Raw genomic sequence first — 13,353 nt, 5'->3', positions numbered from 1 at the left:
CTTGTAGCATCCCGGCCATGGCGAGCACCTATCACGAGCTGGTTGAGGAGCTGCGGCCGTCCGTGCGCGAGACGACCGTCGTCGAACTCGCGTCGCGGCTCGGGACTGCCACGCTGGTCGATATCCGGGAATCCGAGGAGCATGCCCTCGGTGCCATCCCGGGCTCGGTGTTCCTCCCGCGAGGCGTGCTCGAAGCCGGGATCGTTGAATATGCGACCGGGCCCGACACCGACATCGTGCTCTATTGCGCCACGGGGCACCGCAGCGTCCTCGCCGCCCACTCGCTCCAGCAACTGGGCTACACCAACGTTTCCAGCCTGGCCGGGGGAATCGAGGAGTGGAAGGCGCAGGTCGCGATCGGCTCGGTGGCAACGGTAGGCGCTCGGGAAGCCGTCGAGCGTCCCGAAACGCTCACCATCGAACAGCGCTCCCGCTACAGCCGCCATCTCACCCTGCCGGAGGTGGGGGAGAGAGGACAGCGGAAGCTCCTGGCATCGAAGGTGCTGCTGATCGGCGCCGGAGGTCTCGGCTCGCCGGCCGCTCTCTATCTGGCTGCCGCCGGCGTCGGGACGCTCGGCATCGTCGACTCCGATGTCGTCGACGCCTCGAACCTCCAACGTCAGATCCTTCACGACACCGGTCGGATCGGCGAGAAGAAGGTCGACTCGGCCAGGCAGACCCTCGAGGCGATCAACCCGGATGTGGCGATCGAGACTTTTGCCACCCGCCTCTCAGCCGAGAACGTGCTGAGCATCATGGAGGGGTATGACGTCGTCGTCGACGGTGCGGACAATTTCCCCACACGCTATCTGGTCAACGACGCCTCCCTCCATCTCCGGATTCCTGTGGTGCACGGCTCGATCTTCCGTTTTGAAGGTCAGGCAACCGTGTTCGATCCCTATGAGGGCCCTTGTTACCGGTGCCTCTTTGCCGAGCCTCCTCCGCCCGAGCTCGCCCCTTCATGTGCCGAAGCCGGTGTGCTCGGGGTGCTTCCCGGCATCATCGGATCGATCGAAGCCGTCGAGGCCTTGAAGCTCATTCTCGGGATCGGCCACTCGCTGGTCGGCCGGCTCCTCCTCTACGACGCCCTGGATCAGGATTTCCGGATTCTGAAGCTGAATCGAAACCCGCATTGTCCGGCGTGTTCGGATCCGGCGCACCCGCCCCGGATCGTCGAATACGACCAGTACTGCCTCCCGGGTTGAGGTCAGCGGGCCCGGCTGCTCTCCAGCCAGGCGGCGTGCTCCCTGCGGAGGAACGGAGGCATCGATCGAACGAGGTGGCCCGGCACCACCGGGATGGACTCGGTGAGCCAGATCGTCCCGTTGTGGTGAGCGATCAGCCCGTATCTCATCAACTCCGGAAGATGGTCGGGACGGGGGATCGAAACCCCGGTGCGTCCTGCCTTGACCAGCCGCAGCAATCCGGCAACTGCTCCGGGCCCGACCACCGCCGTCCAGAACCGGCGAACGTACGGATCTTCGGCCGGGACTCCGTCACGGCGATCTTCGAGAAGTCGGGCACGGACGTCCGGCCGCTTGCGTGTCGTTGGTCGAGTTGTGCCGGCCGCAGGATGTGCGGCAGATGCGACGGGAGGACGGGGTTGCAACTGCTTGTCCTCGGCCGGCACAACTCTCATGCCGACAGAGATATCACATAGTGTTAACTATTGACAAGCACCCTTAAGCAACAACGCGAAATGTTTCAGAAGAGGTTGTAGGTTCTGTCATGCGGAGGGGCAGGTCCGGATCGGCAACCGAGGCGACCAAAACCCAGAACCCAGAACCCAGAACCCAAAACCTCAGAATGACTCGCGACGAGAAACCCGCGACTAGTTATTCAACCGCCCGACGAAGATCGTGACGACCGTGTCGGCGTTGACGATCTGGCCGAAGCCGGGATTGGTGAAAATGACGGTGTCGACCTGTGCGGGATCCGTTGTGACGTAGTACTGGATGTTGAACGACAGAGCTACCCCGGTCGTCTCCTCGAAGAGGCGCAGCGCCTCGATGACCTGCTCGATCGTCATTCCCGCCAACCCGATCATGGGTGCCTCCGCCGGCTTGCCCGTCGACACCTCGATGACGACCGCCGTGCCCTGCGGCACTTCCTCGCCGGCGATCGGCAGCTGGGTGAGAACGGTCCCCTCGGGTTCCGGTGATCCAACCTCTTTGATTTCAGGGCTGAGATGCGCCTCGAAGATCCCGTTCTCCGCATCCTCGAGGATCATCCCCTCGACGAGCGGCACCACCGTCGACGGAGTCGTCAGATACTGGGCGGTCCCGGCCGGGTCCGGCGGAAAACCGACCGCCGGTATGTCGGCCAGAACGACGTTCATGAACTCTGCCCAGATCGGACCGGGAACGCTTCCCCCGAAGACCCGGCTGTAGGCTTCACCGTTGATGACGACGTCACGGAGCGGATACTGGAAATCGGGGTAGCCGACCCAGACCGCCGTCGAGTACTGGGGAACGAACCCGACGTACCAGGCTTCCATGTAGTTCTGGTGGGTACCGGTCTTCCCTCCCTGCGGTCGGCCGATATTGGCCCTTCTGGCCGTGCCCGAGGCCGTCGGAACCACGGTGAGCGGCTGGCGGGCGGCGGCGATCACCGCCGGATCGACCGTTTGCCGGTGCTCGATCTGGTGCTGGTAGATGACGTCACCGTTGGCGGCTTCGATCCGCTCGATCAAGTACGAGCGGGCCCAGACGCCGTTGGTCGCGAAGTTGCTGTATGCCGACGCCATTTCCAGGGGGCTCACCGCTCCGGCTCCGAGTGTGATGGAGGGGACTGCAGCCAGTTCGGATTCGATGCCCATCCGATGGGCAACGTCGACGATCTTGTCCGGTCCCACCGCCAGTGCCACCTGGGCGAACACCACGTTGACCGAGTTGTGTGTCGCCTGGAACAGTTTCATCAGCCCGCCGCCGCCGCCGGCGTTGCTGACTATCCAGATGTTTCCGAGGCTCGAGCAGATATAGGGGCACTCGATCTCCTTCGGGCTTCTCGCATCCCAGAATGAACCCAGCGGAATACCGGATTCGAGTGCCGCCACCAGCGCGAAGGGCTTGAAGGACGACCCCGGGTTCCGCCGGCCCTGGACGGCATAGTCGAACTGCTCCTGGTCAAAGGGCAATCCCGAGGCCATCACCTGCACGGCACCGGTGGCGTTGTCGACCATTGCGATCGCTCCGGTGGGAGCGCAATGGAGCCGATCGACGCTCGGGACGGCCGTGGCGGTGGCGTTGTAGCGGCCGATGCAGGCGTCCAGCTCGCCCGGAGACATGGTGCTGGTATCCGGCTGAGGCAGCCACGAGGTGAGCATCTCGTTGGCGACGGCCTGGAGGTCGAGATCGATGGTCACGAAGACCTTCAGTCCCCCGCCGCCCTCACAGTCCGCTTCATCCGCGGGGCAGCCGAATATGGCCTTCTTGCGTTCTTCTTTGGTGTTGCCGAGGAAGGAGAACTCGGCGTCGTTGAGAAGCTGCTTCTTGACCTCTGCGACGACATGATCGGCCGGCCCGGCGAACTGGCTCGACTCGGCGATGATGAACGGGTAGTCCTTGGCCAGCTCCCCCTCGCGGGCGGAGATGAACTCGTGTTCGACCATCGTGTCGATGACGTCGTTGCGGCGCTCTTCGGTGTCTTCGGGATACCGGCGGGGGTCGTAGACCGTCGGGTTCCTGGGGAGCACCGCCAGAGTCGCCGCCTCGGCAATGGTCAGCTGGTCGACGCTCTTCCCGAAGAACTCATCGGCGGCCGCCGCGATGCCGTAGGCGGAGGATCCGAAGTAGACGAAGTTGACGTAGAACTCGAGGATCTGCTCTTTCGTGTAGCGGCGCTCGAGTTCGACAGCGGTGACCGCTTCGATGATCTTGCGCTCGTAGCTGATCTCATCGCCGACGAAGACCTTCTTCACCACCTGCTGGGTGATCGTCGATCCGCCTCGCGTGGTGTCGTAGCGGAGATTGTCGATGAAGGCACTGGCGATCGCCGGCACATCGATCCCCTCGTGCAGGAAGAAATCCGCGTCCTCTGCTGCCAACACCGCGTAGACCACGTGTTCGGGGATGTCGTCGTACGGAACCGGTTCGCTCACCCGGCCGTCGTGGAGAATCGCCAGGGGCGTTCCGTCGAGTGCGTAGATCTCGGAGACACGTGACAGATCGGGAAGTTCGAGCAGCTGCGCATCGACGTTGGGAATGTACTTCTCTTCGAGTTCCTGGAAAGTACCGAACGCCGCGTTGGCACCCATGAATGAGAAGAGTCCAATCCAGGTCGAGGCGATGATGGCGATCGAGAGGAGAGTGGCCAGCGCAACGAACCATCTGCCGCGCCGCTCGCGCTGTTCCAGTTCATGTATTGGAGATCTCGAAGCCATGACGTTCTAACGGATGGGGGCTTGGGAAAGTTGCAGGTAACCTTTGACCGGCTGCACCAGGATACCCGGCTGAGGGAGTACAACAGTGAATCGACGATTCACGTCGAGCGGCATCGAGGTCGAGGAAATCTACGGTGTGTCGGAAGCTCCCGAGAAGGTCGGTCTGCCCGGAGAGTTCCCCTTCACCCGCGGTCCCTATCCGACCATGTACCGCGGCCGTCTCTGGACGATGCGCCAGTACGCCGGGTTCGGCGACGCCCGCTCCACCAACGAGAGATTCAAGGCGCTGCTCGACGCAGGCCAAACGGGATTGTCCGTGGCTTTCGACCTCCCGACACAGATGGGCCTCGACAGCGATCATCCGATGTCGGCCGGTGAGGTCGGAAAGGTCGGAGTCGCAGTCGATACCGTCGACGACATGCGCACGCTGTTCGAGGGCATCCCGCTCGGCGAGGTCTCGACTTCGATGACGATCAACGCCACGGCTCCGATTCTGCTGCTCATGTATCAAATCGTCGCCGAGGAACAAGGGGTCGCCCCCGACCGCATTCGGGGAACGGTCCAGAACGACATACTCAAGGAGTACATCGCCCGGGGCACCTACATCTATCCGCCGGCCCCGTCGATGAGGCTGGTGACAGACGTCTTCGCATATTGCGCCCGCGAGATGCCCGGATGGAACACGATCTCGATTTCCGGCTACCACATCCGGGAGGCGGGATCGACCGCCGCACAGGAGCTGGCCTTCACGATCGCCGACGGCATCGCCTACGTGCAAGCTGCCGTTGAAGCGGGCCTCGACGTGGATGCGTTTGCTCCCCGGTTGTCGTTTTTCTGGAACGGTCACAACAATTTCTTCGAGGAGATCGCCAAGTTCCGGGCCGCCCGCAGAATGTGGGCGAAGCTGATGCGCGATCGCATCGGCGCCGAGAACCCGAAATCCTGGGCCATGCGGTTCCACACACAGACGGCCGGCAGCACGCTCAGCGCCCAGCAGCCGGAGAACAACATCGTGCGTACGGCAATGCAGGCTCTCGCTTCCGTACTGGGTGGCACTCAGTCCCTGCACACGAACTCGTTCGATGAGGCGCTGGGCCTGCCCACCGAACAGTCGGCGAAGATCGCCCTGCGAACCCAACAGATCATCGGCTTCGAGTCTGGCGTCGCAGACACGGTCGACCCGCTGGCCGGCTCTTATTTCGTCGAGTCGCTCACCGATGCACTCGAGGAGCGGGCGATGAGACTGCTCGACGAAATAGACTTGCTCGGGGGGGCGGTCAAGGCGATCGAGGCAGGCTTTCAACAGGAGAGAATCGAACAGGCCGCATATGAGGCGGCCAGGCAAACCGACTCTGCGGAGCAGGTCATTGTCGGTGTGAACCGTTTCACCGATGCCGGAGATACAGATGTGCCCGTGCTGAGCATCGATCCCGATCTGGAAGCGAACCAGGTTGAGCGGCTGATCGCCTCCCGGAACCGGCGCGACTCCGCCGTGGTGGTTTCCGCGTTGGCGGCGGTGACGGAAGACGCCCGCGGCGACGAGAACCTGCTCCCCGGCATGAAGGCTGCACTCGAAGCGGGTGCGACCTTGGGGGAAGTGTCGGCGGCTTTGCGTGACGTATTCGGCGAATACCGGCCGTGAGGTGACCATGTACGACGAAGACCGCAAACGGTTTCTCATCATCGGGGGAGGCCCGGCCGGCACGGCCGCCGCCACCGTCGCCGCGACGTTGGGTGCCGGCGTCACCCTCGTCGAGAAGGATGTGGTCGGGGGAGCGGCGCACTTGTGGGATTGCATTCCGTCGAAGACGATGCACGCCACCTCGGTGAGGATGGACTCGTTACGGAACGCGGCGGAGCTCGGGCTCGCCTCGACGGCCGGCGAGGTCGACCTCGATCATCTCGCCGAGCGTATCACCAGCATTTGCGGCGATCTGGAGCGTGGCTCCATCCGGATGCTCGAGTCGCAGGGTGTCGAGATCGTGATGGGGAGAGGTCGTTTCACCGGCGACCATCAGGCGGTCGTCGAAACCGCCGCCGGAGCGCGCGAGTTCGAGTTCGACACGGCGCTCGTCTCGACCGGATCGGCTCCGCGGGTACCCGATTGGGCGACGATCGACGGTGAGCGCATCCTGACCACCAGGGACTGCTACGACCTCGACGTGGTACCGGAACACATCGTGATCGTCGGGTCCGGTGTGACCGGTGTCGAGTTCGTCCACATCTTCGCGAGCCTCGGGAGCAAGGTCACTCTCGTTGTCAGCCGTCAGCAGGTGCTGCCGCACCGTGACTCCGAGGTGGCCGCCCTGGTCGAGGAGGACTTCCTGGAACGCGGTGTGCGACTGTTGATCGGGGCCAGGGCGACGAGCGCGCAACGGATCGGTGAACGGGTGGTCGTCGAAACGGACGATGGCCGGCGGGTAGAAGGAACGCACGCGTTGCTTGCAATCGGATCGGTCCCGTTGACGGACGGCCTCGGTCTCGAGGCTGTCGGCGTGGAAACCGACTCCGGTGGGTTCATCCCCGTCGACAAGTTTCAACGCACCTCCGTCGAACACATCTATGCGGCCGGGGACGTGACCGGACAGATGCCGCTCTCGTCTGTGGCGTCGATGCAAGGCCGCAAGATAGCCCGCCACGCCATGGGGCGGCCGGTTGTGCCGCTCGACTACTCGAAGGTTGCACAGGCCATCTTCACGACGCCGGAGATCGCCTCCGTCGGACTCGACGAAGCGGTGGCGGCTGCCGAGGGTCGCAAGGTCCGCCTCACCAAAGTCCCTTTTGCCGCCAACTCGCGGAGCGTGATCCAGAGCGTCACCCGGGGTTTCGTCAAAGTCATATCCGACCCGGCCACACACGTGGTCCTGGGCGGCACGATCGTCGGTCACCGGGCTTCGGAGTTGATCGGCATACTCGCCCTGGCGGTGCAAGGCCGCCTCAAGGTCGACGTTCTGGTGGAAACCTTGATGGTGCATCCGTCGATGAGCGAGAGCCTGTCTGACGCCGCCTCTTGAGTTGCCCGGCAGCTCAAGAGGTTCCGGCCCTGGGATGCAATCGCCGGCCGAGACCGGGCCACGATTCGGAACAAGTGCCTGCCGATGAAGCCAACGGTCAACCGTTGAACGGCTCAACCGTTCAACGAATCACTGCGATGATCGCACCCGGTGTCACCGTGTCCCCGGCCCTCACCTTGAGGTCGACTACTTCGCCCGCAATCGGCGCCTTGACCTCGTTTTCCATCTTCATGGCTTCGAGGATGCAGACCGGATCACCGGCTTCGACGTGCTCGCCGGCTTTGACGTGCAGCTTGACGATCGTTCCCTGCATGGGAGCGGTGAGTACCCCCGCGTCGGCGCCGCCGGCGTTGCCGGAGCCCCGGCCGAGGCTCGGTGACTTCCGGCGGGGTGCCGGGCGGGTCCCGCCGGCCGCCGGTTGAATCTGGCTCGTCCACATGCGAACGTCGTAACGCCGTCCGCCGACTTCCACCATGATCGATCGTTCGGTCAGGTCGGTGTCTTCTGGGAGGGCCGAGGATGTTCCCCAGGTGATGTGCGAGAGGTCAACCTCGTCCTCCATCCACTTGGTGTGATGGCGGCCCGCCAGGAAATCTTCGTGCTGCAGCACGGCCAGGTGGGCAGGAATGGTGGAACGGACGCCGCTGATCACGTACTCCTCCAACGCCCGCCTGCTGCGGCGGATCGCTTCGTCCCGATCAGCGCCCCAGACAACGAGTTTGGCCATGAGGTTGTCGTAGTACTGGCTGATCGAGGTCGACGGGCGGATCCAACTGTCGACCCGGACGCCGATGCCTGCCGGTTCCCGGTACTCGATCACCCTTCCCGGTGTCGGGAGGAAGTCGTGGCCCGGATCCTCGGCGTTGATCCGGAACTCGATTGCGTGGCCGCGTGGCTCGACGTTGTTGAACGGCAGCGGGTCTCCCTGTGCGACCGCCAGTTGAGCCTGGACGAGGTCGATGCCCGTCACCATCTCGGTGATCGTGTGCTCGACCTGAAGCCGGGTGTTCATTTCGAGGAAGTAGAAGTTGTGATCCTGATCGACCAGGAACTCCACGGTGCCCGCATTGCGATATCCGCATGCTTCTGCCACCGCCAATGCCGCCTTGCCGAACCTCTTGCGGACCCTGTCCGGGAACCCGACGGCCGGTGTCTCCTCGATCAGCTTCTGATGGCGCCGCTGAACGGAGCAGTCACGCTCTCCGAGGAAGTGACCGACCCCGTCGGCGTCAACGATGATCTGAGCTTCGATGTGCCGTGCGTTCTCGACGAACTTCTCGACGTAGACCTCTGCGTTTCCGAAATACGCTTGTGCCTCACGTTTGGCTCCGTCTATGGCCGCCTCGAGTTCGACCTCGTTCCCGACGACCCGCAACCCCTTGCCGCCGCCCCCGGCCGAGGCCTTGATGGCAACCGGATAGCCGAACTTGGCCGCGACGGTTTTCGCCTCGTCGGCGCTCTGGAGGGCTTCGACGGTGCCCGGGACCATCGGAACGCCCGCGGCCTGCGCGGCTTGCCGGGAGGAGATCTTGTCACCCATCATGCGAATGGATTCAGGCGGGGGACCGATCCAGATGAGTCCGGCAGCCGACACTGCTTCCGCGAAGTCGGCGTTCTCCGCGAGGAATCCGTACCCGGGATGCACCGACTCTGCCTTTGCCTCGGCGGCGACCGCCAGTATCCGTTCGATATTGAGGTAGGACTCTGCGGCAGGAGCGGGGCCGATGTTCCATGCCTCGTCGGCGAGTTGCACGTGCAGAGCGTCGCGATCCAGCTCGGAATAGACGGCGATCGTCCGGAGCCCCATCTCCTTCGCCGAGCGGATCACCCGGACGGCGATCTCACCGCGGTTCGCTACGAGGACTGACTTCATGGCAGGCATGGTAGAGCCCACTCGCGACTCGGGACTCGCGACTCGCGACTCGGGACTCGGGACTCGCGACTCATAGTGGGATGTTCCCGTGTTTCTTGGGCGGGAGTTCCTCGCGCTTGTTGCGGAGCATTTCCAGCGCCCTGATCAGTTTCGGTCTCGTCTCGCGTGGTTCGATCACCTCGTCGACCAGCCCGAGCTCGGCCGCCCGATACGGGTTCGCGAACTTGTCCTCGTAGTCGGCAATGAGTTCCGCCCGCTTGGACTCGGTGTCGTCGGCCCCGGCCAGCTCACGGCGGAAGATCACGTTGACCGCACCCCGGGCGCCCATCACGGCGATCTCAGCAGACGGCCAGGCGAGAACCAGGTCGGCCCGGATGCCACGCGAGTTCATGACCACGTAGGCGCCCCCATAAGCCTTGCGAGTGATGACCGTGACCCGCGGAACGGTGGACTCGCTGTATGCGTAGAGGAGTTTGGCGCCGTGACGGATGATGCCGTTGTGTTCCTGGTCGACGCCCGGCAGGAAACCGGGGACATCTACGAAGGTGACGAGAGGGATGTTGAAGGCGTCGCAGAACCGGACGAATCGGGCTGCCTTCTCGCTGGCGGAGATGTCGAGGGTTCCGGCGAGCGAGGCAGGTTGGTTGCCGACCAGCCCCACCGTGTAGCCGTCGAGGCGGCCGAGCCCGACCACGATGTTCTGCGCGAAGTCCTGATGTACCTGATAGAAGGCGCCGTCGTCGACGATGCGTTCGATGAGCTCGACCATGTCGTAGGGCTGATTCGGCGAATCGGGGATCATCGCGTCGAGTTCGTCGTCCATTCGATCGGGCGGGTCCGTCGGCGTGAAGTAGGGGGGTACCTCCATGTTGCTCTGAGGGAGGAACGAGAGGAGGTACCGCACCTGCTCCAGGGCGTCCTCCTCGTCCGTTGCGACGAAGTGGGTGACTCCCGATATCCCGGCATGGGCGTGGGCGCCTCCGAGGTCTTCCATCGTGACTTCCTCGGCGGTGACGGCCTTGATCACGTCCGGTCCGGTGATGAAGAGGTGGCTTGTTCCGTCGATCTGATAGACGAAGTCGGTTATGGCAGGCGAATAGACGGCCCCGCCGGCACACGGGCCCATGATTATCGAGATCTGGGGGATAACGCCGGACGCTCTGGTGTTGCGCTCGAATATCTCGCCGTACCCTGCCAGGGAAGCGACACCTTCCTGAATCCGGGCGCCGCCGGAATCCTTCAACCCGACGATGGGAGCTCCGACCTGCATGGCCAGGTCCATGACCTTGACGATCTTGTCGCTCACCGCCCGGCCCAGGCTGCCGCCGAACACGGTGAAGTCTTCTGCGAACACGAAGACGGTGCGCCCGTCGACGGTGCCCCAACCCGTGACCACGGCATCCCCCGCCGGCCGCTTCTCTTCGATACCGAAACCGGACGCCTGATGACGGACGAACATGTCGATTTCCTGGAACGAGCCTTTGTCGAGCAGGAGCTCGATGCGCTCGCGGGCAGTCAGCTTGCCCTGCTCGTGCTGGCGGTCGACGGCCCGCTGACTTCCGGCGTGCAGCGCTTCCTCACGCAGCAGCCGCAAGTTTTCGATGCGTTCTTCGGTTCCCAACGGTTCGACCCCTTTACGATTCCTCGGACATACTGACCTCGGAGTGATCGAGATGGATACACCTTACGCCCTGGTTTCTCATGAGGTGACCGGATCCACCCAGGATGACGCTCGCGCGTTGCATCGGGGTGCGCCTGTTCTCGTGACCGCGCAGCGCCAGACCGTCGGGCGCGGGAGACGCGGGGCGACATGGGAGACGGCCCCGCGCGCCCTGGCCGCCTCGCTGGCTTTCTCAACCGACTGGCCGGCCGAAACCTGGTCCCGGATCCCGCTGATGGCGGGTTTGAGCCTGCTTCCGGCCCTGCCCGGCAACTGCGAGCTCAAATGGCCCAACGATGTCGTAGTTGGGTACGACAAGGCGGCCGGGATTCTGGTCGAGGGGTCGGACGGGCTGGTCGTCGTCGGTGTGGGCGTCAATCTCTGGTGGCCCGACGCGCCCCCGGGCTACGCGGGAATCTACGAGGAGGACTGTGGCGAGGAACAGCATGGGGCTATCGCACGTGACTGGGCGGAGAGGCTGCTCGGCGCGTTGTCCGGCGACCCGGAGCTGTGGGGCAGGGACGAGTACCGCCGGGTGTGCGGCACGCTCGGAAAGTCAATCACCTGGGAGCCTGCAGGGGCAGGGACGGCAATCGATGTGGACCGGGACGGAGCTCTGCTCGTCCGGACCGGGTCGGGTGTTCAACGGCTGGTGAGCGGGAGTGTCTGGGAGGTACGCGGCTTCGAGTCCTCGAGTTGACGTTATGCTCTCGACGCGATGAGCAGGCGCTCTCCTTCTTCACGGCGATCCATCTGGACTCGCCGCATTCTGATCACGATGCTCGTGACGGCGAACATCGTGGTGTTCGGCGCGTACTTCTACCTGCACAACCTGGAGTCGGCCTTCGAAGATGCGGTGACGATCAACGACGAGGTGGTCGATGAGCTTTCCGCCACGCCGGGGTCTGCCTCCGACCCCTCGACCTTTCTCCTGATCGGCAGCGATTCCCGCGAGAACATCCCGGACGGCTTCGAGGATCACTTCGGCGTGTTCCCCGGCCAGCGGGCGGATGTCATCATGCTGCTGCAGGTGCTCCCGGCCGAGGGTCGAGCTCAGATTCTCTCCATTCCACGAGATCTCAAGATCGAGATCGCCGGCCACGGCACCCAGAAGATCAACGCCGCCTATTCCTTCGGAGGCGGGCCTCTTCTCGTTTCCAGCGTCAGGGCAGCCACCGGGCTCCCCATCCACCACTACGTCGAGGTTGACTTCGCCGGGTTCGCAGCGATAGTCGACGAGGTGGGAGGTGTGTCGATCAACTTCCCCTATCCGGCCCGCGATGCGAAGTCGGGGCTATCGGTGGGGGCCGGCCTGCAGTTGCTGGACGGGGAAGAGGCTCTGGCATACGCTCGATCTCGGAGTTACCAGGAGTCCCGGGACGGCAAGTGGATTTCAGTCGATGCCAATGATGTAGGGCGAATGGGGCGTCAGCAGCAGCTGATCTTTGCCATTCTCGCCGGCATCAAACGACCTTCCACGATTGCGCAGGCTGAAGACCTCATCGTTGCTCTCGGAGCTCACCTCGAGGTCGATGCCGCGCTGGTGGAACGGGGCTTCCTCGACCTGGCCTGGGCAATGCGCGACGTCCGCCCCGGATCCATCGACACCTACACGTACCCGACGGTGACGCAGATCATCGACGAGATCTACTACGAAGTACCGAAGGAACCGGAGGCGGGCCAAGTGCTCGCCGCATTCGGTACAGGAGAGGTCTCTGCGGAGGTCCTGGCATCCGAGATACACCTGGAAGTCTTGAACGGCAACGGGACAAAGGGAATCGCGACAACCTACGGCGAACGCCTCGAACTGGAGGGTTTCGTCGTCGAGTCCGTCGGCGATGCGGGAGCCTTCGACTATCCGGTAACCCGGTTGACGGCCGCCCCTGAAGATGTGCGGATGGCACAGATGGTTGCGGACTTTCTCGGTTTCGGGACGGTAGTGGCAGGACCGGTCCCGTCCGGCGTCGACGTCCTCGTCGTTCTCGGAGCCGACGCTTCACAGGGCTAGTCGGTAGGGTGTCCACCGCGGAGAGTGAGGAGCTAACCATGAGAGTCGCCGTCATCGGGGCCGGTTATGTCGGGTTGGTCCAGGCCGTCGGGCTCGCCTCGCTCGGCCACTACGTTGCTGTCGGGGAGCGGAACCCGGAGCGGGTCGGCGCGTTGCTGGCGGGCAAAGCCCCGTTCGCCGAACCGGGTCTGGAAGAGTTGCTCGTCGCGGCGCATGATCGGCTCGCTATCAGTGACGACAACCATGCTGCCGTTCGCGACGCCGAAGTCGTGTTCATCGCGGTGCCGACCCCGGAGGGCCCGGACGGAAGCGCCGACCTTTCCATCGTCGATGCGGTGGTCGACGAGGTCACACCCTCACTGCGACCGGCGAGCGTATTGGCTTTGAAGTCGACGGTTCCGATCGGCACCATCGATC

At 63.9% G+C, this 13,353-nt stretch carries 10 protein-coding genes; 6 read left to right on the top strand and 4 right to left on the bottom strand.

The window, feature by feature from the left end:
- A partial coding sequence (moeB, locus tag VLT15_00565; GenBank protein ID HSR43706.1) for a molybdopterin-synthase adenylyltransferase MoeB occupies positions 1 to 1,205 on the top strand: 1,205 nt, incomplete at its 5' end.
- A gap of 2 nt (positions 1,206 to 1,207) precedes the next feature.
- On the opposite strand, the gene VLT15_00560 is transcribed toward moeB, so the two are convergent.
- A complete protein-coding gene (locus VLT15_00560) occupies positions 1,208 to 1,639 on the bottom strand; it encodes a hypothetical protein (protein HSR43705.1) in 432 nt (143 codons plus the stop codon).
- Between the two features lie 192 nt (positions 1,640 to 1,831).
- Entirely contained in the window at positions 1,832 to 4,381 is a 2,550-nt protein-coding gene (locus VLT15_00555) for a transglycosylase domain-containing protein (GenBank protein ID HSR43704.1), read from the bottom strand.
- 85 nt (positions 4,382 to 4,466) lie between these two features.
- Between VLT15_00555 and VLT15_00550 the strand changes: the two genes are divergently transcribed.
- Together VLT15_00550 and VLT15_00545 are read left to right on the top strand one after the other, a co-directional pair.
- Positions 4,467 to 6,023, top strand: coding sequence for a methylmalonyl-CoA mutase family protein (locus VLT15_00550; protein ID HSR43703.1), 1,557 nt, complete (start codon positions 4,467 to 4,469; stop codon positions 6,021 to 6,023).
- A 7-nt stretch (positions 6,024 to 6,030) separates the two neighbouring features.
- Entirely contained in the window at positions 6,031 to 7,395 is a 1,365-nt protein-coding gene (locus VLT15_00545; GenBank protein ID HSR43702.1) for an NAD(P)H-quinone dehydrogenase, read from the top strand.
- A gap of 121 nt (positions 7,396 to 7,516) precedes the next feature.
- Here the strand turns inward: VLT15_00545 and VLT15_00540 are convergent, their stop codons facing one another.
- Together VLT15_00540 and VLT15_00535 are read right to left on the bottom strand one after the other, a co-directional pair.
- On the bottom strand, positions 7,517 to 9,268 hold the full coding sequence (locus VLT15_00540; protein HSR43701.1) for an acetyl-CoA carboxylase biotin carboxylase subunit: 1,752 nt from the start codon (positions 9,266 to 9,268) through the stop codon (positions 7,517 to 7,519).
- Between the two features lie 70 nt (positions 9,269 to 9,338).
- A complete protein-coding gene (locus VLT15_00535) occupies positions 9,339 to 10,889 on the bottom strand; it encodes an acyl-CoA carboxylase subunit beta (GenBank protein HSR43700.1) in 1,551 nt (516 codons plus the stop codon).
- Between the two features lie 52 nt (positions 10,890 to 10,941).
- On the opposite strand from VLT15_00535, the gene VLT15_00530 reads away from it, so the two are divergent.
- The 3 genes from VLT15_00530 to VLT15_00520 form a co-directional block, all read left to right on the top strand.
- Entirely contained in the window at positions 10,942 to 11,628 is a 687-nt protein-coding gene (locus VLT15_00530) for a biotin--[acetyl-CoA-carboxylase] ligase (protein HSR43699.1), read from the top strand.
- A gap of 18 nt (positions 11,629 to 11,646) precedes the next feature.
- On the top strand, positions 11,647 to 12,936 hold the full coding sequence (locus VLT15_00525) for an LCP family protein (GenBank protein ID HSR43698.1): 1,290 nt from the start codon (positions 11,647 to 11,649) through the stop codon (positions 12,934 to 12,936).
- A 38-nt stretch (positions 12,937 to 12,974) separates the two neighbouring features.
- Positions 12,975 to 13,353 (top strand): NAD(P)-binding domain-containing protein (locus tag VLT15_00520; protein HSR43697.1); only part of this gene is annotated, 379 nt, incomplete at its 3' end.

The sequence above is a fragment of the Acidimicrobiia bacterium genome, from assembly GCA_035471805.1.
GTDB lineage: Bacteria > Actinomycetota > Acidimicrobiia > Spongiisociales > JAHEDJ01 > JAHEDJ01.
Note: the sequence above shows the minus strand (reverse complement) of the source record. Positions and strands in the feature narration are given on the sequence as shown.